Source organism: Bacillus cereus group sp. BfR-BA-01408 (assembly GCF_022663305.1).
Taxonomy (GTDB): domain Bacteria; phylum Bacillota; class Bacilli; order Bacillales; family Bacillaceae_G; genus Bacillus_A; species Bacillus_A pacificus.
Map to the genome: position 1 here is coordinate 1 of NZ_JAKUFF010000010.1, position 21,564 is coordinate 21,564.

Below are 21,564 nucleotides of genomic sequence, written 5' to 3' on the forward strand. Positions count from 1 at the left end.
GAAGAACTTAATAAAGAAGAAATTGTTATGATTGGAGATAGAAAGCACGATATAATCGGTGCGAATTATAATGAGATTGCTTCAATTGGTGTTTTATACGGTTATGGTAGTGAAACAGAGTTGACTGAAGTTGGTGCGACTCATATCGTAAATGATGTAAAAGAACTACATCATTTTTGTTTAGAAAATAGTTTGATAAAGAAGTAAATATAGAGACTAATAATCCCTTTATAACGTATGATGATGAAATCGTTTTTGTTTAAAGGGATTTTTTATATGTAATCGAATATGTATAATTAGACATTTTTAGCATGAAAAATTTGTATGAATAAGAGGAGGGATGTCAGAATCAAAAGATTAGTAGTAGAAGTTTATCAATAAAAGTTTGAATTTTCTGTTAAAGGAGGGGTATAATTGGAGCTAGTTATTATATTATTAGCACTTAGTTTACTTATGTTTGTAGCTTATAGAGGCTTTTCTGTTATTTTATTTGCACCGATTTTTGCTTTATTTGCGGTATTTTTGACAGAGCCTAGTTTTGTATTACCGTTCTTTTCGAATATTTTTATGGAGAAAATGGTAGGTTTTATTAAACTATATTTTCCTGTATTTTTACTCGGGGCAATATTTGGGAAAGTAGTAGAAATGTCAGGGATTGCGGACTCAATTGCAAAGACAATTATAGAGTTAGTTGGTGAAAAACGTACAATATTAGCGATTGTATTAATGGGTGCTATTTTAACGTATAGTGGTGTTAGTGTGTATGTAGTAGTGTTTGCTGTATATCCGTTCGCAGCTAAGTTGTTTCGACAAGCGAATATTCCAAAACGTTTAATTCCTGGAACAATCGTTCTTGGAGCGGTCACGTTTACGATGGATGCGCTACCTGGATCACCACAAATTCAAAACGTTATACCTACAACGTTTTTTAAAACAGACATTTATGCTGCGCCGATACTTGGTATTGTAGGGGCAATTTTTGTACTTACGTTAGGTTTACTATATTTAGAGAGTAGACGTAAGAAGGCGAAAGCAGCTGGAGAAGGATATTTTGGTTTTAACGATGGGAATACGGAAATGGCAGCTTCTTTACAAGCAGAACAAAAAGATATGCAGCTGGTTAAAAATATTGAAATTACAAGAGCGCAGCAAGTAATTGCTTTTATACCACTTATTTTAGTAGGTGTAATGAATAAAGTTTTTACTATTATGATACCGAAGTGGTATCCGAATGGTTTTGATTTTTCTGCAATTGGTATGAAAGCATTTGGAAAAGTAGAATTAAGTGCAGTAGTTGGAATCTGGTCAGTAGAATTAGCACTTATCATAGGTATAGTAACAACGTTATTATTATATTGGAAACGAGTAGTAACAGGATTCCAAGCTGGATTGAATACAAGTATTGGTGGAGCGCTACTTGCAACAATGAATACAGGAGCTGAGTTTGGATTCGGTGGTGTTATCGCAGCACTTCCAGGTTTTGCGATTATGAGAGATGGCATTTCTGCCACGTTTACCAATCCGCTAGTGAACGGAGCAGTCACGACGAATATTTTAGCTGGCATTACAGGTTCTGCATCAGGAGGAATGGGAATCGTTTTAAGTGCAATGGGTGATAAGTTTATTGCAGCAGCTAATCAATTCGATATTCCGTTAGAAGTAATGCATCGTATCGTATCAATGGCATCAGGAGGAATGGATACATTACCACATAACGGAGCTATCATTACTATTCTTACAGTAACTGGGTTAACACATAAACAATCTTATAAAGATATATTTGCTATTACAGTTTTGAAAACGTTTGCTGTATTTTTAGTTATCGCGTTCTATACTTTAACAGGAATTTATTAAATAGATATTTTATAGACGAAAATATTAATTAGGGAAAGAAGAGGTGGAGTACTTGCAAGAAGTTGCTGAATTTCGTATGCCGAAGTCTGTATTATATGGAAGAAATTCGCTTGAAAAACTGGGGGAACAATCCAAGAAGTTTGGAAAAAGAGCTTTTATAGTAACTGATACAATTATGGAGAATTTAGGATATGTTGAGAGTTGTATACAACAATTAAATACAAAAGGTATTACCGTTATTACATATAATAAAGTAAATGCTGAGCCTACAAATATACATGTGTTAGAGGCGTTAACTATTTGTAAAGAGGAAAAGTGTGATTTTATTATCGGTCTTGGTGGTGGAAGTTGTATTGATGCAGCAAAAGCAGTTGCGGTGTTATATACAAATGGCGGAGAAGTGGAAGATTATGTCCAAAAGGATATGGAAATAGACAATGATCCGCTACCGCTCATTGCAATTCCAACAACTTCGGGTACTGGATCAGAAGTAACAAGTGTAGCAGTAATTACGAATAAACGAACAGATGTAAAAATGATGATGAAGAATCCGAGTTTTACCCCGCAAGTAGCGATTATTGATCCGATTTTAACACGTTCCGTACCACCTCATATTACAGCAGCAACAGGGATAGATGCATTATGTCATGCAGTCGAAGCATATATTTCTAAAGTTTCACAATCACTTACAGATGTACTCGCTCTTTCCGCTATTGAAAGTATTATGAAATATTTACGTATTGCATATGAAGATGGAGAGAATATGGAGGCAAGAGAAGCGATGATGATTGCTTCCTTACAAGCTGGAATTGCATTTTCAAACGCATCTGTTACATTAGTTCATGGAATGTCAAGACCAGTAGGAGCGTTATTTCATGTACCACATGGTATATCAAATGCAATACTATTACCTACAGTTTTAGATTATACAAAAGTGAGTGCAGTAAAAAGACTAGCAGAAATTGGACGCTGTTTAAATAAAGATATGTATTCCTATTGTGATGAAGAAGTAGCCGATTACACGCTCAGGGAAATAAAAAAACTTTGCTTTGATCTTCGTATTCCAAATTTAAAAGAATACGGAATTGGTGAGGTTGAATTTGAAAAAGCTATTTCTAAAATGGCATCAGATGCAATTGAAAGTGGAAGTCCAGCAAATAATCCACGAGTACCATCCTATGATGAAATTAAACAGTTGTATCGAGAATGTTTTCATTATCGATATGAAGATTCTATAAAAACATTAGAGTTTTAATTTCAGAATATTCTTATAAAATTTCCTTGGAAATAGTTAAAACAAGACTTTATATTTTGAACGTAAAGTCTTGTTTTATTATGTATAATATACATAATAAAATGTTTGAATCAGGTTATAAAAATAGTGTGAGGTAGGTGTAGTAGTTATGAAAACAATAGGATTAATTGGTGGTATGAGTTGGGAATCAACTGCTGAATATTATCGAATCATAAATGAAGAAATAAAAAAGAGATTAGGAGGGTTACATTCAGCAAAATGTATAATCAATAGTGTGGACTTTGAAGAGATTGAACGGTTCCAATCTAACGGAGATTGGAATGGAGCAGGAGAGGTATTAGGGAATGCAGCATATTCGTTACAGAGTGCAGGGGCAGATTTTATAATTATTTGTACAAATACAATGCATAAAGTAGTTGAGAAAATAAAGGAGAATATTCATATTCCAGTCTTACATATCGCAGATGCAACTGCGAAAGAAATGAAAAGAAAAGGTATTCAAACTGTTGGTTTACTTGGAACAAAATATACAATGGAGCAAGATTTCTATAAATCACGTATTAAAGAGAATGATATAAAAGCCATAGTACCATTAGAAAAAAATAGAGAAAAAATAAACGAAGTCATATATACAGAATTATGTTTAGGAAAAATCGTATCTCAATCCAGAGAGTATTATAAAACAGTTATAGAAGATTTAGTGCAAAAAGGCGCACAGGGTATCATTTTAGGTTGTACAGAAATAGGATTATTAATAAAGCAGGAAGACGTATCAGTTCCAATATTCGATACAACTTATATACATGCAGTTGAAGCAGTTCATTTCGCCTTACAAAATAGATTATAATTATATTATGTAATCTAGTTCGTGTATGTGGAAAACATTCAGAAAATATTTTATAATGTAAGTGGTTACATTGAAGGGGGAATGCGTGTGTTTTCAGTTCAACCAATCGCATTTGTACATAATGAAAGAAAGGAAATAAAAGATGATGAGTGGGGAGAAGTAAAATCCTATATTACTTTAACTGAAATGTATACAGAAGAAAGTATACAAGGGATTGAAGATTTTTCACATATTGAAGTTGTTTTTTATTTTCATAAAGTAACTGATGAACAAATTCAATATTTTGCTAGATATCCTAGAAATAATCATGATTATCCTAAAGTAGGTATTTTTGCACAGCGTGGAAAAAATCGTCCGAATCGTATAGGAGCAACCATTGTAAAGGTAATCAAAAGAGAAGGTAAATCAATTATTGTTGAGGGGTTAGATGCTATTGATGGCACCCCTGTATTGGATATAAAGCCAATAATGAAAGAGTTTATGCCGAAAGAAGAAATTGTACAGCCTAAATGGGCAACGGATATAATGAAACGGTATTGGAAGGGGAATGGAGTAAAATGAGAATATATGAGGCAACAATTGCAGATTTAGATGGACTAGCATCGGTTTTTAATAACTATCGTATGTTTTATAGACAAGATTCCGATCTAGAAGGAGCAAAAGTATTTTTACGAAATCGAATGGAGAGAAAAGAATCTGTTATCTTCGTAGCAGTTGAAGATGGTGAATATATTGGATTTACACAATTATATCCATCATTTTCTTCTATTTCGATGAAAGAATTATGGATTTTAAATGATTTATTTGTACAAGCTGCTAAGCGCGGGGCAGGAACAGGGAAAAAATTATTAGAAGCTGCGAAAGGATTCGCCTTAGAAAATGGTGCAAAAGGTGTAAAATTACAAACAGAGATTGATAATTTATCAGCACAGCGATTATACGCTGAAAATGGATATTTGAGAGATAATCGTTATTTCCATTACGAATTAACGTTTTAAATAATATTAAATTAAAAGAGGCGCTTTCATTTTGAAGGCGTCTCTTTTAATTCGCATTATAGTTGACTTAAAATCCAATTTGTCGCATCTTCAAAGTTTTCTGCAATGTAGTTTGGTTCAATATGTGCCCACTTGTCTCGGTACGTATGTAAAGCGTCGTATCCAGCACCTGTTCGTACTAAAATCGTTGTCGCATTCACTTTTGCTCCTGCAACGATATCAGTCCAGCGATCACCAATTACAGCACATTGTGTTAAATCAAGCCTGTGTTTTTCGGCTGCTTGTAGCAGCATGCCTGTATTTGGTTTACGACATTCGCAACCATCACCGTGTTTATGAGGACATACGTAAATATCATCAAAACCGAAGCCTTTTAATTCTTGTGAGAAATCGGCTATGGTCGCTATCCCATCCGCGATACCTGGTTGATTTGTGAAAGAGAAAATTTTTATATGATTAGCTTTTAATTTTTGCAGTGATGCTTTTGTAAAAGGAAATAATGTAAATGATCCTGGGTAATGTATTGTAGTGTCGCCGCCAATTGTACCGTCACGATCAATGAAAATTGCTTTAATAGTTGTCATAGTTATAGTCCTTTCTATTAAGAAGTAATTTAAAAATGTTTTACAAATCGATATCCATTCACTTCATATCCTAATTTTTTGTAAAAAGGATGAGCTTCTACTCTTTTTGTTCCACTAACTAGCCATGTGCCAATGCAATTATGCTTCTTTGCTAATTGCTCTGCATAATCCATTAATGCTTGCCCAACGCCTTTCCGTCGTATTGTAGAATCAACGCTAATAATTGAAATTTCTCCATACCGAGTTACATCTTCTAAATTTTCACGTATACGAAACCCAAGTAATCCAAGTATAGTTTTTTCTTCCTCATAAACATATAAAAAATCAAAAGGACTCATTTGTACGAATTGCAATCGGTTGTTCATATCTTCATACGAAATAGAGGAACCTTTTAATTCTTTTGTTAAAGAACAAAGTGCATCTATATCGTCTATCGTAGCTTCACGAATTTGAAAAGACATATTATCCACTCCAATTAAATGTAATCAAACATTAAGTATTCTGTTAAAAAATATTTATTCCTGCTATGAAAATAAATATTTTATAATGATATATAGATAGTTATATGTTATTCTTTTCCTAGTTTGTATTGGAAATGGAAAGAAGGGGAATGTATGTTAGAAGTAAATATCCGTTCTGCTGGATATGAAATAGGTGAAAAAACAATTCATGATATTGCCTTTTCGATTGAGCAAGGCGAATTAGTTGCTCTTATTGGCGCAAATGGTGCCGGGAAAAGTACAACGATTAAAACGATGCTCGGGTTACTTGTAAATGTGGATGGTGAAATATCATTTGGCGAGAAGAAAAATCCGTATGCATATGTGCCAGAACACCCGACATATTATGATTATTTAACGCTTTGGGAACATATTGAATTATTAATGGCTGCTCGCGAGAACGAAGCCGGAAGCTGGGAACGGAAAGCTGAAGAGTTATTACATATGTTTCGAATGGATAAGCATAAACATGAGTATTTATCAAAGTTTTCAAAAGGGATGAAACAAAAATCGATGCTTATATTAGCATTTTTAACTGAACCAGATTTTTATATCATTGACGAACCTTTTATCGGTTTAGATCCGGTAGCTACGAAAGAGTTTTTAAGTTATTTATATAAAGAAAAAGAACGCGGGGCAGGAATTTTACTTTGTACGCACGTATTAGATACAGCTGAAAGAATTTGCGAAAGATTTTTACTCATATCTCAAGGTACATTAGTCGCAGATGGCCATTTAGAGGCAATTCAAACGTTAGCAGAAATGCCAGGAAGTTCATTATTAGACTGTTTTGATGTAATTGTAAGGCGTGAACAACATGATTAAAAAACAATTTTATAAAAGATTACGCCATGAACTAGGGCGGAAATGGAAGTCCATACGTTCTATAACGGATTGGACGGTTGCGCTATATATTGTTATTCCAGCATTTATATTTATGGGGATTTATTATCGTTCACTATGGACGGAAGAATTATCGATGGGAGAGACTGTTTATTTCGGATTAAGTCTACTCGCATTTTATGCGATTACATATGGAAGAGGAGTTCGCTCATTTTTTGAGCAAGCGGATAGTTTATTTTTAATTTCGTACCCCGCTCACATGCAAAAATTAATCCAGTATGGCATGACATATACGTTTATTCGAATAGCAATAACGAATGTAGTAGTTGTTGTTGCGATGTTACCAGTGTTGATGAAAAGTATTGGAGTGACGAAGATACAAGTCGTATTATTTTGGCTATTCTTTACTGTATTTCGATTTTTGTTGGCGTTATTAACGAGATTTATTCATGTACGTGTGGGGAAACGATGGCTACTATGGATTATAAAAAATGTAATATTTTCTATAAGTCTATCCTTTTTTGGATTGAGTTTGTTTCTTATTTATAAAAATCCATGGTATTCTATACTAAGTATCGGTCTAACAGTGTTTCTAATTATCATATTGATAAAAGAAAAATTAAATTATAAAAATTGCTTTTTTAAAGAAGTTGAGAGAGAAAAAGAAGAAAGTATGCGCTGGACGAGTCGGATTATGCAAGTTGGTGGTCATACAGCTAAACCGAGTAGTTCGAATAAAAAGGCGTGGATGTTTCCATGTTCTAAAAAGTTTTTAGGGAAGAAAAAGGATTCTCGTATTGTTGAATCCTTTTTAAAAGAATTTTTTCGTACAAGTAGTGCGCGAATATTTTATATTCAAATTGTATGTATAAGTACTGTTAGTATTATTATGAGTCCGAAGTGGATTGCCGCTATTATTCTTGCATTTGCTTTATTTGCAATTTCCCGTTATGCGCGCGACTATTGGAATGAGTTTACGAACAAAATGTTTCTTCATTTATATTGTGATGAAGGCAAATTACTCTTGTTAAGATGGAAGACAGATCGCTATTTATTGTTTCCAGTAATACTTTTGTATGGAATAGTTATACTTTCTCATTTTTATTTATTACCAGCTGTAATTGCCGGGATTATTTTTATAGTATTAATTGGTTGGATAGTATTCTTACCATAGAAAAAAGAGCCGAAAAATGGCTCTTTTTTCTAATCCGTAACACATTGATAAATAAAATATACTAAAACGAGTATGCTTGCGGCGGAATACATGACATCTAAAGTCATCGGATCTCCTCCTCATTGTTGTTGTATTTTATTGTATGAAATCTTACAATTTCATATTCAAGTGAAAAATATGTGAACGTTAACAAAATTGTAAAGTGCAAAAATTACAATCATTTTGTATAATAGAGAAAACAACCGTTATATAAAATATAATGAGTGAAAGGGGAGGAAACATACATGCCAAATTGGTTTAGAAAAACCTTAGTCGCATTAATTACCGTATTTACATTTGGTTTAGTGACGCCTCCTTCCATATTGCTTGATAATGCCAAAGCTGCGGACAAGCCTACGAGCACAGCTGGGCAACAAAATTTGGAGAGTACGTCCTATACATATGAAGAAACGAATGACAGGTTAACCACCGATACTTTTATTACGTATGCAATGCAAGAAGCAGAGAAGCAGTCGATGCAAAAGTTTGGAACTAAAATTGGTCCAGTAATTGAAGATGAATTTAAAGATGTAATATTACCGAAAATTGAAGAGGCAATTGCTGAGCTTGCCAATGATGTACCAGAAGATTCACTACAATCATTAGCGATTTCCCAAAAACCAGCTGGTGGGAATAATGAAAAAATCTTTCACGTTTATGACACGAAATCAGGAAATGACTTATTGCGATTTCATGTAAGGAGAGATCATCCACCGCAAGATGGTTACTATTTTAATTTCCACTATCACCGTTTTGATGATGGGTACTCTGGACACCATGAGTTAGGGAATATTTATTGGAATACGAATGTACCGCCAAAGTGGCTTTCTTAAAAAGAACAAGAGAAAATCTTGTTCTTTTTTATGTGTATGGAAGGGTAAGACAACTACGGTGTTGAATAAGATAGGTTTAGAAAAAGAAGCAAAGGGAGTATGGGAATGCAAAAATATATTGTTTTTGACTTTGATGGCACATTAGTAGATTCACAAAATACATTTGTACCAATTTATAATCAAATTGCTAAAAAGCACGGATATAAAACGGTAAAGGAAGAAGAAATTGAGTATTTACGTAAATTAACGATGCCAGAGAGATGTAAACAACTCGATGTACCATTGTATAAACTACCGATATTAGCACTAGAGTTTTATAAATTGTATCAACCTGCCATAAAAGATCTTATTTTGTTCCATGGGATGAAGGATGTATTAGATGAGTTACATAAAAAAGGCTACGGAATTGCAGTCATATCATCCAACTCAGAAGAGCATATTCGGGCATTTTTACACAATAATAATATAGAAAATATACAAGAAGTATATTGTTCTAAAAATTTGTTCGGTAAAGATAAAATGATAAAAAGATTTTTAAAATCGAAAAAAATAACTGAGCAAGATATGTTATACGTCGGTGACGAACAGCGAGACGTAGCAGCGTGTAAAAAGGCTGGGGTGAACGTAATATGGGTATCTTGGGGATATGATGTCATTGAAACAGTGAAAAAAGATGCACCAGATTATATGGTCAATACACCGATGGAAATTGTGCAAGTAGTACAAGGAGCGTATTCTTAATAGGAATAAACTTCGAGCAGGCATTCATCATATGTAATTTTGGGTAGCGTATACACCAAATGTAGAAATGTAAGGGGGAATATGCATGAAAACAATTACAACATGGCAAAACAATATACAAATAGTAAAAGATGCAACGAATATTGTAGAAATTTCTAAAGGTTTTTCACCGGATAAGAAATATATAGTTACGACAATTGATGAGGAAAAATATTTGTTACGGATTGGCGATATACAAGAGTATGAAAGAAGAAAAATAGAGTTTCAAATTTTAAATGAAATGGTAAAACGTAACGTACAGGCACAAAGGCCAATTGAAATAGGTATATTGGAAGAAGAAGGTGTATGCTATAGTATTTTTTCATATTTAGAAGGGGAAGATGCGAAGAAGCTATTGCCTACGTATTCACCAAAAAAACAATATGAAATTGGCATAGAGGCAGGAAAAGATTTAGCAAAAATGCATACATATGAAGCTCCTAATGATACACTTCCATGGTATGAAAGAGCCATGAAAAAACATCAAAAATATGTAGAGGCATACAAAACATGCGGAATAAAAATAAAAAATGATGATAAAATCATTAAGTTTATTGATGAAAATGAAATGTATTTACAAAATCGCCCCAATCAATTTCAACACGATGATTTTCATTTAGAAAATATAATTGTACGGGATGGGAAATATGTAGGTGTTGTTGATTTTAATGGTTATGATTGGGGCGACCCACTTCATGATTTTGTAAAAATAGCACTATTTGCAAGAGACATTAGTATTCCGTATTCAATCGGACAAATAGAAGGATACTTTAATGGGAGAATACCAGAGGAGTTTTGGAAATTATATGCGGTATACGTAGGTATGACAGTGTTCTCATCAGTTGTATGGACATTACGAGCAGCACCACATATGTTAGATGATACGCTAGAGCGTCTTACTGTAGTTTTAGAGGATCATAAAGACTTTGAGCTATTAAAGCCAATTTGGTTTCAACCAGAAAAAATTGATATAAAAAAATAAAAGGCAGGTGTGAATCACATCTGCCTTTTATTTTTTACCATTCTTCGTTTTGAAGTAGTTGCATCCTTTTTGCATAGAGAAAAGGGGAATAGAGGGAAGAGTTATCGTCCCTCTATTAAAATATTTATTTTGTTTTCTTAAATGCAAGTGGCTGAGTACTAAGTGTAGCTGGCACATGTAACTGAAGCGATGGAAATTCACCACTCACATTCATTTCATAAGCGAATAATAAACTCATTTTCATTTGGAATAAATCAACTTTTGCAGAAAAGATGTCGTAATGATGATGCGTTAATTGAATGTCCATCTCCATAAATTGTACAAATAACGAATCATCTCGTTTGTATACTTGTAATGTTCCGTATGCAGGGTGTTCAAAAGTACCAGTATAATCCTCTAACTTGTGCGAAGGTGTAGTCCCTTTCATTTGTTCTGGGAGGGATTCAGTTGCTTCTTTCATCATTTCCTTCATTTTTTCAGTATCTTCTACAGCACGTTTATGCCAATCAATGGATTCTAATTCAAGTAGTTCGTCATAAATTTGATTAGCGAGATAAGTAGGAAGTAATGTTCCTCCAGCATTCGTTAAAATGACAAGGCCTATGTTTTCTGTTGGTATGAATGAAACAAGCGCTGAAAATCCATCGATATTACCGCCATGATGAATCACTTTTTTACCACGATAAGCGCTAATAAACCAACCAAGACCGTAACTATTTAATGGAGATTCAGGGAGTGATAAAACCGGTTGGTCTGGAATGGAATTGTGTGGTGTATACATTTGTTGTAATAATTCAGAGGAGATTAATTCATGATCTCCAAATTTTCCTTCATTTAAGTGAAGAAGTACCCAATTTGCCATATCTTTAATTGTAGAATTGATACAACCAGCAGCGCCAACGGTATCAATGTTGCGGAATGGAACTTCTTTTATTTCACCGTCATTTTCAATGTAAGGTAAAGCGTATTCATCTGTCGTTTGTGAATCGGTAACAGAGAAGTTTGTATGTCTCATATTTAAAGGTTCTAAAATATGTTCTGTAGTGTATTGCTCCCACGTTTGATTCGTTATGTTTTCTACAATATAGCTAATTGTCGCATACATTAAGTTGTTATATAGAAATGATGTGCGGAACGGTGCATCAAGTGGTAAATGTTTTATTTTTTCAACGAGATCTTTTCGAGATAAGGAAGAGCTGTACCAAAGGGCATCATGACGACTTACCCCGGTACGATGAGAAGCTAAATCTCGTCCTGTAACTTGTGAACTAGCAAGTAGTTCAGATAAAGAGAAGTTAGGTATATAAGACTGGACAGGAGTATCCCAATTAAACCTTTTTTGCTGTGCTAACAAACTTAATGAAAGTGTGCCAAAAGCTTTCGTTGAGGAACCAATTGCGAACAAAGTACGCGGTGTAACTGGTTCTTTTGTCTCTAAATTTCGATAGCCAAATCCTTCTGAAATAATAACGTCACCGTCTTTTATAATAGCTACAGCAGCTCCCGGAACGTTTAAATCCTTCATCATTTTTTCAACCGTTTTTTGTAAAGAAGTCATAACAGGCGTTTCAATTTTAGACATACTTCTAACCTCCAAATATAATTTTTGTTCTACCGCACTATACTTTCGGTAATAGAAAATAAAAACCTTTATAAATATGGAAAGTTAATAATTTTGTAAGGATGAATGAAATTATTATTTATTTAGAATTTTGTTTTTATTATAATTAATTTAAATTAATATTTAGAAAAGATGGTGAAGAAGTGTGCTAATAATAAAGAAATTGCGCTGTGATAATAAAAATAATCCGATAGGTATAGATTCGAAAGTTGTTAAAATTAGTTGGCAACTCGAGTCGAGTAACCGAAATGTAAAACAACTTGCGTATCAATTGCAGGTTGCGAAGGATAAAGAGTTTCAAACTATAGTATTCGATTCGCAGAAGGTAGAGACAGATCAAAGTTTATATATACCAATCAATTCGTTTTCATATAGTAGGGAAACACGCTATTTTTACCGAGTGAAGGCATGGGATAATCATGAAGAAGAGTCAGCTTGGTCAGAAGTAGCATTTTGGGAGACTGGATTACAAGGGCAAGATAATTGGAGCGGGAACTGGATTGCTGCGAAAAAAGAGCGCACGAAGGTAATGTCTTTTAATAAAAGCTTTTCTATTAAAAAATTAGTTGAAAAAGCACGTTTATATATCACTAGTTTAGGATTATACGAGGCTTCTATAAATGGAGAGCGTATTGGAGATTGTTATTTTACCCCAGGATGGACAAGTTATGATAAGAGAGTGTTGTATCAAACGTATGATATAACGCATGTATTAAAGATTGGTCAAAATGATATTTCCGCAATGGTAGGAAATGGGTGGTATAAAGGGCCGATTACTATGCATCATGTACGTAATTATTACGGGAGAAGGAGAGCGATAATTGCTCAAGTACATATCACGTATAAAGATGGAACGAAAGAAAAAATTGTAACAGATGAAACATGGAAAGTAACTCCAAGCCCTATTTTGTATTCGGAAATTTATGAAGGAGAAGTTTATGACGCTAGGCTAGAAGAAAGTGATCAAGAGCTAGAAGATGTTGAAGTAATTGAGCATGCCAAACAAATAATTGTTGCACAGGAAAATGAAGCGATTCGTAAAATGAAAATTATAAAACCAATCGCTATTTCAAAACTACCAAATCATGAATGGCTTATTGATATGGGACAAAATATGGTAGGTTGGGTTCGGTTTAAAGTCCGTCATGTTTATACTGGACAAAAGATAGAATTGCATCATGCTGAAATATTAAATAAAGACGGTAGTTTTTATAATGGAAATCTCCGCAAGGCAAAACAAAAAATAGTGTATATAGCAAAAGGAGAGGAAGAGGAAACGTTTGAACCTCATTTTACCTACCAAGGCTTTAGGTATGTGAAAATAAGTGGATTAACCCAGCCGCCTCAAATAGCAGATTTTGAAGGGTGTGTATTACATACAGATATGGAAAAAGCGACAGCATTTGAAACGTCTAATCCATTAATCAATCAACTTCATCATAATGTGGAGTGGTCTCAAAGAGGGAACTTCTTTGATGTACCAACAGATTGTCCGCAGCGAGACGATCGACTTGGATGGACAGGAGATGCACAAATGTTCATTGGGACGGCTACACAAATTATGAATGTGCAATCGTTCTTTAAAAAGTGGCTCCAAGATTTATCATTAGACCAAAATGTTAACGGAGCAGTGCCGTTAGTTATTCCAGATGCATTTGGGAAAAGACCGGACTTTGATTTAGATACTTCTGGCGGTTGGGGCGATGCAGCAATTATTTGTCCATGGGTTCATTATTTACATTACGGAGATGTATCCATTTTAAAAGAACAATATGACAGTATGAAGAAGTATATAGATTACATACGTTCACAAGGTGAAAATGAGTATTTATGGGATACAGGCTATCATTTAGGGGATTGGCTCGCATTAGATACGAAACCTGATGTATATGAAGGCGGAACAGACAAGCATTTTATTGCGACAGCTTATTATGCGTATTCTACATCGCTTTTACGAAAGGTTGCTGAGATTTTAGGTGAAAATACAGATGCTAAGTTTTATGCAGAGCTACATGGAAATATTGTTCAAGCGTTTCAAAATGAATTCGTTACACCGAATGGTAGGTTAATTTCAAATACACAAACAGCCCACATATTAGTACTTCTTTTTGAATTAGTGAAAGATAATATGAAGGAGAAAGTATTTAATCGCTTAATTGAGCTTTTAAAAGAAAATAAAAATCATTTAACAACAGGTTTTATAGGAACACCGTATTTAAATTTAATATTAAGCAAGTTTAACCGTCATGACCTTGCTTGTAAGCTTCTATTTCATGAAGATTATCCATCATGGTTATACCAAGTGAAACAAGGTGCCACAACGATTTGGGAACATTGGGATGGTGTGAAAGAGGATGGAGCCCTTTGGAATGATAGTATGAATTCGTACAATCATTACGCATATGGTTCTATCGTTGAATGGATATACCGATATATTATTGGATTAGAAGTGGATGAAACAAAACCAGCATATAAACATTTTTATATTCAGCCTCATTTTAATTCTAATCTAGATTGGGTTTGTATTAAGCGTGAAACAGCATATGGGGAAATTAAAATTGATTGGCGTGTAGAACATGGACAAGCAGTATTAAACGTTGATGTGCCAACAAATACATCTGCTACATTACGAATAGTGGAAGATGATTGGAGGTCAAGTGATATGCCTGAAATGAAATTAGGTTCAGGCGCATATGAATTTAGATTTTGTAAGAACATACAGAAGTAGAATTTTGTTAAGTATAGAAATGTTTTTTTATAAATTTAGTTTGTTCAATCTGTTAGCATTAAATTTATGATAAAATCCATATAGACTAGAGATTTGAAAGAAGGTTTTTCTACATATGAAACATGCTGAAAATGAATACTTAAATTTATGCCGCCATGTAATGGAGCATGGTACGAAGAAAGAAGACCGTACAGGGACAGGCACTGTATCTGTATTTGGATATCAAATGCGTTTTGATCTAAGTAAAGGTTTTCCTTTATTAACAACAAAGAGAGTGCCGTTTCGACTTGTAGCAAGTGAGCTACTTTGGTTTATGAAAGGTGATACAAATATTCGTTATTTATTGCAGCATAATAACAACATTTGGAATGAATGGGCATTTAAGAGTTGGGTAGAAAGTGACGAGTATACGGGTCCTGACATGACTGATTTCGGTCTTCGCTCACAACAAGATGAGGAATTTAAAGTTCAGTACGATGAGCAAATGGAATTGTTTAAAAAGAACGTTTTAGAAGATGATGACTTCTCAAATAAATATGGTTATTTAGGAGACGTATACGGTAAGCAGTGGCGTGCTTGGAAAACGACAGCTGGTGAGACGCTTGATCAATTAAAAGATGTAATTGAAATGATTAAAAAAACGCCAGATTCACGTCGCCTAATTGTATCTGCTTGGAATCCTGAAGATGTACCAAGTATGGCATTACCACCTTGTCATACGTTATTTCAGTTTTATGTAGCAGACGGTAAACTTTCTTGTCAGCTATATCAAAGAAGTGGTGATATATTCCTTGGAATTCCATTTAACATTGCAAGTTACTCGTTACTAACACATTTAATTGCACATGAATGCGGACTTGAAGTGGGAGAATTTGTTCATACAATTGGAGATGCCCACATTTATACGAATCATTTTGAGCAAGTAGAAAAGCAATTGGCGCGTGAACCACGTCCGTTCCCAAAACTTACATTAAATCCAGATGTGAAATCTGTGTTTGATTTTGAAATGGAAGATTTAACGATTGAAGGATATGATCCACACCCAGCAATTAAAGCACCGGTTGCAGTGTAATTGTAGAGGAGATGAAAAGATGATAGTTTCATTTATGGTCGCAATGGACGAGAATAGAGTAATTGGTAAAGATAATAATTTACCTTGGCGTTTACCGAGTGAATTACAATATGTAAAGAAAACAACGATGGGTCATTCGCTTATTATGGGAAGAAAAAACTATGAAGCGATTGGTAGACCGCTGCCTGGAAGACGTAATATTATTGTAACTCGTAATGAAGGGTATCATGTTGAAGGCTGTGAAGTAGCACATTCTGTAGAAGAAGTGTTTGAGCTATGCAAAAATGAAGAAGAGATCTTTATTTTTGGCGGAGCGCAAATTTATGATCTCTTTTTACCTTACGTAGACAAGTTATATATAACAAAAATCCATCATGCATTTGAAGGAGATACATTCTTCCCAGAAATGGATATGACAAATTGGAAAGAAATTTTTGTTGAAAAAGGTTTAACGGATGAAAAAAATCCGTATACGTACTATTATCATGTATATGAGAAGCAACAATAGTAAAAAAGATTGATGTGAAAATTCACATCAATCTTTTTATTTGTATCCATCAATATAGGTTTAAAGATGAGATTCGATAGTGCTATAATGAATGGTAGCATGTAAAAATGCTAAAATTTTCAAGAGTATTAAGATAGAAAGAGGAGGAGAATCGATTGAGAAAGGTATGGGGGATTCTTTTTCTTTGCTTAACATTCATGTTAGTCGGATGTGGTAAAGAAGAAAAACCACAAGAAGCATTTGATACATATGCAAAAGCATGGAATAAACAAAAATTTGCAGAAATGTATGATCAATTGTCAGAAAAGGCGAAAAAAGATATTTCAAAGAAAGAATTCACTGAGAAATATGAAAAAATTTATTCTGGCATTGAAGTGAAAGACTTAAAAGTAGAAGCAGGAGAAGTAAAAGAAGATAAAAAAGATGAAGGTCCTGTTCCTTTTAAAGTAAGCATGGATACTGTTGGTGGTAAAATCAATTTTGCCCATGAAGCAAAAATGGTGAAAGAAAAGGATGGAGATAAAGAATCTTGGAAAATAGATTGGACTCCTGATTTTATATTCCCAGGTATGACGAAAGATAGTAAAGTGCGTATGCAAACGACAGAGCCGAAGCGCGGAGAAATATATGACCGTAACGGTAAATATCTTGCGGTAAATGGTAAAGCTTCTGAAATCGGATTGATTCCTGAAAAATTAGGGGATGCAGCTCCGCAAACGAAAGAAACGGTAGCGAAGTTACTAAATATGTCTGTCGAAGAAATTGACCAAAAACTAGCAGCTAAATGGGTAAAACCAAATTACCTTGTACCAATTGGAATATTGCCTGAAGGAGCAACACAAAATACGTACATAGATTTACCTGGTGTTGCAACAAAGCCAGTAAATGTTCGCTCATATCCATTGGGAGAAGAAGCCGCACATCTTACTGGCTATATTGGAAAAGTGAATGCTGAAGATTTAAAAACGTTACAAAAGAAAGGTTATCAAGCAGATGATCCAGTAGGTAAAGCTGGTTTAGAGCAAGTACTGGAAGAAAAGCTACGCGGTAAAAAAGGTGGTCGTGTCTTCGTAGAAGATGCACAAGGAAAAGAAATTAAAAATTTAGCAAAAACAGATGCTGTTGATGGAGAAAATGTAACTTTAACGATTGACAGTGCAGTTCAAACCGAAATTTATAATGAAATGAAAAATGAGGTAGGATCAAGTGCAGCAATTAATCCAAAGACTGGAGAAACACTTGCACTTGTGAGCACGCCAGCTTATAACCCAAATACCCTTACAAGAGGGGCGTCAAAAGCGCAACGTGATGCGGTAAATAATGATCCGAAAAAACCGATGACGAATCGATTTACACAATTATCAGTTCCAGGATCTGTATTTAAGCCGATTACAGCTGCAATCGGTCTTGAAACGAAAACAATTGATCCAAAAGAAGAGTTAAAAATTGAAGGATTAAAATGGACAAAAGATTCTTCTTGGGGTAATTATTATGTAACACGTGTAAAAGATGCAAATCCGATTGATTTTGATAAGGCGATGAAATACTCGGATAATATTTATTTCGCACAAGAAGCTTTGAAGATCGGGAAAGATAAATTTATGAGTGAAGCGAAAAAATTCGGATTCGATGAGAAATTACCAATTGAATATGGATTCCCAGCTTCTAAAATCGCAAATGATGGTATTAAAAATGATATTCAAATGGCAGACACAGGTTATGGACAAGGACAAGTATTAATGACGCCACTCCATCTAGCATTAACGTACGCACCAATTGTTAATGAAGGAAACATACCTTCTCCATATATAATTAAAACAGATAAGCAACCAAAAGCTTGGAAAGAGAATGTAATTTCAAAAGGCAATCAGGATATATTAAAAACTGCTATGACGAAAGTAATTAATGATCCAGATGGTACTGGGAAAATTGCTAAAATTGATGGCATGACTCTTGCTGGAAAAACAGGTACAGCGGAATTAAAAGTATCAAAAGAGGCTGAAGGAAAAGAATTAGGCTGGTTCGCTGCATTTGATTTAAATTCACCAGATATGGTTATTACTATGATGATTGAAGATGTAAAAGGTAGAGGCGGAAGTAATATTCCAGCTGAAAAAGTAAAACATGTATTTCAAAAATAATATGTAATAAAAGGTTAGCTCTATAATTTGTAGAGCTAGCCTTTTTCTATGAAGGAATCCTTAATATCTGTATACTGAATTTTAAGGAAACAAAACAAATCATTAACTTACGAAAAAAAAGTAGCTATTTTTTATTGACATCGAACGAAACTTTTCGTATTATACTTACATAAGGTAAGTTATTTACTTTCAAATTATAAATCTCAAATTAAAGATAAAATGTAGAAAAGGGAGAGAATACAATGACAAAAGTACTATTTATTACAGCAAATCCAAATTCAGCAGAAGGTTCTTTCGGAATGGCAGTAGGGGAAGCTTTCATCGAAGCTTATAAAAACGAACATCCACAAGATGAAGTTGTAACAATTGATTTATTCAATACTACAGTACCAGCAATCGATGCAGATGTATTCGCTGCTTGGGGTAAATTTGCAGCAGGTGAAGGATTTGAAGCTTTAACTGAAGCTCAACAACAAAAAGTTGCAGCAATGAACACAAACTTAGAAACATTTATGCATGCAGATCGTTATGTATTTGTAACTCCAATGTGGAACTTTAGCTATCCACCAGTAGTAAAAGCATACTTAGATAACTTAGCAATTGCAGGTAAAACATTCAAGTATACTGAAAATGGTCCAGTTGGCTTATTAGAAGGTAAAAAAGCACTTCACATTCAAGCGACAGGTGGCGTTTATTCTGAAGGAGCATACGCAGCTGTAGACTTCGGCCGCAATCACTTAAAAACAGTATTAGGATTTATTGGTGTAAATGAAACTGAATATATTGCAGTTGAAGGTATGAATGCAAACCCTGAAAAAGCACAAGAAATTAAAGAAGCAGCAATTGCTAATGCTCGTGAATTAGCAAAACGTTTCTAATATAGAATGGTTAAAAAGTCCAAACACTTGTTGTTTGGACTTTTTTTCTTCTTTTTCCTTCGTTTGTCTAGTATAATGAAGGTCGGAATGATAATAGGTGGGGGTTCTGTATGATTCAAACGTTTTTTAAAATCTTTTATTTAATTTTAATCGTAATTGCGATTACACCAAGAATGTGGCGTCTTAAAAGACAAGTAAATACGATGTCGCCACAAGAAAAAGATAACGCTGTGTACAAAACGACAAATTGGTTTGGTAAGAAAATGGTACGTGTAGCTGGGGGAACAGTAGAAGTTAAAGGACTTGAAAATGTTCCGAAAGATAAGCCGGTACTAGTTGTAAGTAATCACCAGAGTAATATGGATATCCCTGTTTTACTAGGTTATTTAAATAAACCAATTGGCTTCGTTTCAAAAGCGGAGATTAAAAAGTTTCCAGTTGTACCAACTTGGATGGAACTTATGAATTGTGTATTTATGGATCGTAGCGATCGTCGCCAATCACTTCAAGCGATTAAAGATGGAATTGAACTATTGAAGAATGGACATTCTATCGTAATTTTCCCTGAAGGAACGAGAAGTAAGGGTGGCGAAATTGGAGAGTTTAAGGCTGGGAGTTTTCATCTGGCTGTAAAATCTGGTGTAGCAATCTTACCTGTAACATTAGATGGGACATATAAAATGTTTGAAGCGAATGGAAATCGTATGAAGCGAGCTCGTGCAACAGTAACAATTTCTAAGCCGATTACACCTGAAGAGTATGCGACTATGGATATTAAAGAGTTAACGAAGTATACACAGGATGTTATCGCATCACAATTACATAAGTAATAAAAAAGGTTTCAGCTTACATTAAGCTGAAACCTTTTTTATGATGCTGTAGGTAGGACGTAAAAGAGTACGCAGAAGAACATCATCGCACTACCACCTAATACGAAAAGATGCCAAATGGCATGGTTGAAAGGTAACTTTTCCCAAAGAAAGAATATAGCTCCTACAGAATATAAAATTCCACCTGCTAAAAGTAGTGAAAAACCATGTCCAGTTAGATTTTCATAAAGTGGTTTAATAGCAACGATTATGAGCCATCCCATTATGATATAACATAGCGTCGATGCCTTAATAAAGCGACGTACAAAGAAAATTTTGAAGATGATACCTCCGATTGCTAGTGTCCATATAATTGCGAGTAACGTCCAACCTAATGGTCCACGAAGCGTAATAAGTAAAAAAGGAGTATATGTGCCAGCGATTAATAAATAAATGGCTGAGTGATCTAGTATAGTAAATAATTTTTCTACTTTTGGATGGTGAATGCTATGTAACAATGTCGAAAACAAGTACAGTAAGAACATGCTTACACCGTAAACCGTAAATGCAACAACAGCAGATGCGGTACCATGTTTAGAGGCATGAATAATCAATATGATTAAGGCAGGGATGCTTAAAATGGCACCGATACCATGTGTAATTGCATTTGCAATTTCTTCTTTCACAAATTGTGTCATTCGTGTCATTTTTTCAGTCATAATGGTAATCCTTTCTACTATCATAAAATAATATGTCTTTTCTCTTACCATATCATACACAAGGGCAATAGAAAATGAAATTTGTATAATTGATTATATTTTTGAATTTTTTTGACAAAAGTCAATGGATTTGTTGACGTTTTCAAACTTTTTTGACAAAATAAAATTATGTAATAGTAGGACAAGGAATCTACTAATAAAGGGGATGGGGAAATGTTTTCAAATATTGGCTTTCCAGGATTAATTTTAATTTTAGTAGCTGTACTTATTTTATTTGGGCCGAAAAAATTGCCGGAAATCGGAAAGGCTTTAGGGGAAACGTTAAAAGAATTCAAAAAATCAACGAAAGAATTGACTGATGATGCATTTCAAGAGAAGGAAAAGAAAGAAAAAATGTAA

22 protein-coding genes are annotated in these 21,564 nt (G+C 34.2%); 18 read left to right on the forward strand and 4 right to left on the reverse strand.

Features of this window, described 5'->3' with window-relative positions; translation table 11 throughout:
- From MR083_RS07395 to MR083_RS07420, 6 genes are all read left to right on the forward strand, one after another.
- The coding region (locus MR083_RS07395; RefSeq protein WP_242268846.1) for an HAD hydrolase-like protein at positions 1-207 on the forward strand (207 nt) is incomplete at its 5' end.
- Between the two features lie 207 nt (positions 208-414).
- On the forward strand, positions 415-1,854 hold the full coding sequence (locus MR083_RS07400) for a GntP family permease (protein ID WP_000424303.1): 1,440 nt from the start codon (positions 415-417) through the stop codon (positions 1,852-1,854).
- Positions 1,855-1,906: 52 nt separating this feature from the next.
- Positions 1,907-3,109: an alcohol dehydrogenase EutG gene (eutG, locus tag MR083_RS07405; protein WP_242268870.1), complete on the forward strand. Its 1,203-nt coding sequence runs from the start codon at positions 1,907-1,909 to the stop codon at positions 3,107-3,109.
- A 148-nt stretch (positions 3,110-3,257) separates the two neighbouring features.
- Positions 3,258-3,956: an aspartate/glutamate racemase family protein gene (locus MR083_RS07410; RefSeq protein WP_242268848.1), complete on the forward strand. Its 699-nt coding sequence runs from the start codon at positions 3,258-3,260 to the stop codon at positions 3,954-3,956.
- 87 nt (positions 3,957-4,043) lie between these two features.
- Complete coding sequence (locus MR083_RS07415) at positions 4,044-4,517, forward strand: SAM-dependent methyltransferase (RefSeq protein WP_000493234.1); 474 nt, start codon at positions 4,044-4,046, stop codon at positions 4,515-4,517.
- Positions 4,514-4,954, forward strand: a complete 441-nt coding sequence (locus MR083_RS07420) for a GNAT family N-acetyltransferase (protein ID WP_001223874.1) — start codon at positions 4,514-4,516, stop codon at positions 4,952-4,954. The genes MR083_RS07415 and MR083_RS07420 overlap by 4 nt, the downstream gene beginning before the upstream one ends.
- 56 nt (positions 4,955-5,010) lie before the next feature.
- Here MR083_RS07420 and MR083_RS07425 read toward each other — a convergent pair whose 3' ends face one another.
- Both MR083_RS07425 and MR083_RS07430 read right to left on the reverse strand, forming a co-directional pair.
- Entirely contained in the window at positions 5,011-5,538 is a 528-nt protein-coding gene (locus MR083_RS07425; protein WP_242268850.1) for an HAD-IIIA family hydrolase, read from the reverse strand.
- Between the two features lie 29 nt (positions 5,539-5,567).
- On the reverse strand, positions 5,568-5,999 hold the full coding sequence (locus MR083_RS07430; RefSeq protein WP_000009784.1) for a GNAT family N-acetyltransferase: 432 nt from the start codon (positions 5,997-5,999) through the stop codon (positions 5,568-5,570).
- 153 nt (positions 6,000-6,152) lie between these two features.
- On the opposite strand from MR083_RS07430, the gene MR083_RS07435 reads away from it, so the two are divergent.
- The 5 genes from MR083_RS07435 to MR083_RS07455 all read left to right on the forward strand — a co-directional run bounded on the left by MR083_RS07435 (position 6,153) and on the right by MR083_RS07455 (position 10,689).
- Positions 6,153-6,863: an ABC transporter ATP-binding protein gene (locus MR083_RS07435; RefSeq protein ID WP_000895245.1), complete on the forward strand. Its 711-nt coding sequence runs from the start codon at positions 6,153-6,155 to the stop codon at positions 6,861-6,863.
- Positions 6,856-8,055 (forward strand): ABC transporter permease, encoded by a 1,200-nt coding sequence (locus MR083_RS07440; protein WP_014893784.1) that lies wholly within the window; start codon positions 6,856-6,858, stop codon positions 8,053-8,055. The genes MR083_RS07435 and MR083_RS07440 overlap by 8 nt, the downstream gene beginning before the upstream one ends.
- Before the next feature lie 284 nt (positions 8,056-8,339).
- Positions 8,340-8,927: a YpjP family protein gene (locus tag MR083_RS07445; RefSeq protein WP_001134412.1), complete on the forward strand. Its 588-nt coding sequence runs from the start codon at positions 8,340-8,342 to the stop codon at positions 8,925-8,927.
- A gap of 105 nt (positions 8,928-9,032) precedes the next feature.
- Entirely contained in the window at positions 9,033-9,668 is a 636-nt protein-coding gene (locus MR083_RS07450) for an HAD family hydrolase (protein WP_001175006.1), read from the forward strand.
- Positions 9,669-9,753: 85 nt separating this feature from the next.
- The gene (locus MR083_RS07455) at positions 9,754-10,689 is read left to right on the forward strand and encodes an aminoglycoside phosphotransferase family protein (protein ID WP_000849690.1); all 936 of its coding nucleotides are present in this window, start codon (positions 9,754-9,756) and stop codon (positions 10,687-10,689) included.
- A gap of 124 nt (positions 10,690-10,813) precedes the next feature.
- Here MR083_RS07455 and MR083_RS07460 read toward each other — a convergent pair whose 3' ends face one another.
- Positions 10,814-12,271, reverse strand: a complete 1,458-nt coding sequence (locus MR083_RS07460) for a serine hydrolase (protein WP_000034315.1) — start codon at positions 12,269-12,271, stop codon at positions 10,814-10,816.
- Positions 12,272-12,455: 184 nt separating this feature from the next.
- On the opposite strand from MR083_RS07460, the gene MR083_RS07465 reads away from it, so the two are divergent.
- The 6 genes from MR083_RS07465 (at position 12,456) to MR083_RS07490 (ending at position 20,467) form a co-directional block, all read left to right on the forward strand.
- Positions 12,456-15,038 (forward strand): alpha-L-rhamnosidase, encoded by a 2,583-nt coding sequence (locus MR083_RS07465; protein WP_016717380.1) that lies wholly within the window; start codon positions 12,456-12,458, stop codon positions 15,036-15,038.
- A 115-nt stretch (positions 15,039-15,153) separates the two neighbouring features.
- Positions 15,154-16,110: a thymidylate synthase gene (locus MR083_RS07470; protein ID WP_000679600.1), complete on the forward strand. Its 957-nt coding sequence runs from the start codon at positions 15,154-15,156 to the stop codon at positions 16,108-16,110.
- 19 nt (positions 16,111-16,129) lie between these two features.
- Complete coding sequence (locus MR083_RS07475; protein ID WP_014893782.1) at positions 16,130-16,618, forward strand: dihydrofolate reductase; 489 nt, start codon at positions 16,130-16,132, stop codon at positions 16,616-16,618.
- Between the two features lie 155 nt (positions 16,619-16,773).
- Positions 16,774-18,759, forward strand: a complete 1,986-nt coding sequence (pbpC, locus tag MR083_RS07480) for a penicillin-binding protein 3 (RefSeq protein ID WP_001233539.1) — start codon at positions 16,774-16,776, stop codon at positions 18,757-18,759.
- Between the two features lie 242 nt (positions 18,760-19,001).
- Positions 19,002-19,637: an FMN-dependent NADH-azoreductase gene (locus MR083_RS07485; protein ID WP_000170016.1), complete on the forward strand. Its 636-nt coding sequence runs from the start codon at positions 19,002-19,004 to the stop codon at positions 19,635-19,637.
- 110 nt (positions 19,638-19,747) lie between these two features.
- Positions 19,748-20,467, forward strand: coding sequence for a lysophospholipid acyltransferase family protein (locus MR083_RS07490; protein ID WP_000616585.1), 720 nt, complete (start codon positions 19,748-19,750; stop codon positions 20,465-20,467).
- A gap of 38 nt (positions 20,468-20,505) precedes the next feature.
- Here the strand turns inward: MR083_RS07490 and trhA are convergent, their stop codons facing one another.
- The gene (gene trhA / locus MR083_RS07495) at positions 20,506-21,165 is read right to left on the reverse strand and encodes a PAQR family membrane homeostasis protein TrhA (protein ID WP_000136895.1); all 660 of its coding nucleotides are present in this window, start codon (positions 21,163-21,165) and stop codon (positions 20,506-20,508) included.
- Between the two features lie 213 nt (positions 21,166-21,378).
- Here trhA and MR083_RS07500 point away from each other — a divergent pair, with 213 nt between their 5' ends.
- The gene (locus MR083_RS07500) at positions 21,379-21,564 is read left to right on the forward strand and encodes a twin-arginine translocase TatA/TatE family subunit (RefSeq protein WP_000492443.1); all 186 of its coding nucleotides are present in this window, start codon (positions 21,379-21,381) and stop codon (positions 21,562-21,564) included.

What these genes read in the sequence shown, in the direction of transcription:
- MR083_RS07410 (WP_242268848.1), top strand. Translation starts at nt 3,258, where the DNA reads ATGAAAACAATAGGATTAATTGGTGGTATGAGTTGGGAATCAACTGCT.
- MR083_RS07420 (WP_001223874.1), top strand. Translation starts at nt 4,514, where the DNA reads ATGAGAATATATGAGGCAACAATTGCAGATTTAGATGGACTAGCATCG.
- MR083_RS07425 (WP_242268850.1), bottom strand. Translation starts at nt 5,538, where the DNA reads ATGACAACTATTAAAGCAATTTTCATTGATCGTGACGGTACAATTGGC.
- MR083_RS07430 (WP_000009784.1), bottom strand. Translation starts at nt 5,999, where the DNA reads ATGTCTTTTCAAATTCGTGAAGCTACGATAGACGATATAGATGCACTT.
- MR083_RS07435 (WP_000895245.1), top strand. Translation starts at nt 6,153, where the DNA reads ATGTTAGAAGTAAATATCCGTTCTGCTGGATATGAAATAGGTGAAAAA.
- MR083_RS07440 (WP_014893784.1), top strand. Translation starts at nt 6,856, where the DNA reads ATGATTAAAAAACAATTTTATAAAAGATTACGCCATGAACTAGGGCGG.
- MR083_RS07445 (WP_001134412.1), top strand. Translation starts at nt 8,340, where the DNA reads ATGCCAAATTGGTTTAGAAAAACCTTAGTCGCATTAATTACCGTATTT.
- MR083_RS07450 (WP_001175006.1), top strand. Translation starts at nt 9,033, where the DNA reads ATGCAAAAATATATTGTTTTTGACTTTGATGGCACATTAGTAGATTCA.
- MR083_RS07455 (WP_000849690.1), top strand. Translation starts at nt 9,754, where the DNA reads ATGAAAACAATTACAACATGGCAAAACAATATACAAATAGTAAAAGAT.
- MR083_RS07460 (WP_000034315.1), bottom strand. Translation starts at nt 12,271, where the DNA reads ATGTCTAAAATTGAAACGCCTGTTATGACTTCTTTACAAAAAACGGTT.
- MR083_RS07470 (WP_000679600.1), top strand. Translation starts at nt 15,154, where the DNA reads ATGAAACATGCTGAAAATGAATACTTAAATTTATGCCGCCATGTAATG.
- MR083_RS07475 (WP_014893782.1), top strand. Translation starts at nt 16,130, where the DNA reads ATGATAGTTTCATTTATGGTCGCAATGGACGAGAATAGAGTAATTGGT.
- MR083_RS07485 (WP_000170016.1), top strand. Translation starts at nt 19,002, where the DNA reads ATGACAAAAGTACTATTTATTACAGCAAATCCAAATTCAGCAGAAGGT.
- MR083_RS07490 (WP_000616585.1), top strand. Translation starts at nt 19,748, where the DNA reads ATGATTCAAACGTTTTTTAAAATCTTTTATTTAATTTTAATCGTAATT.
- trhA (WP_000136895.1), bottom strand. Translation starts at nt 21,165, where the DNA reads ATGACTGAAAAAATGACACGAATGACACAATTTGTGAAAGAAGAAATT.
- MR083_RS07500 (WP_000492443.1), top strand. Translation starts at nt 21,379, where the DNA reads ATGTTTTCAAATATTGGCTTTCCAGGATTAATTTTAATTTTAGTAGCT.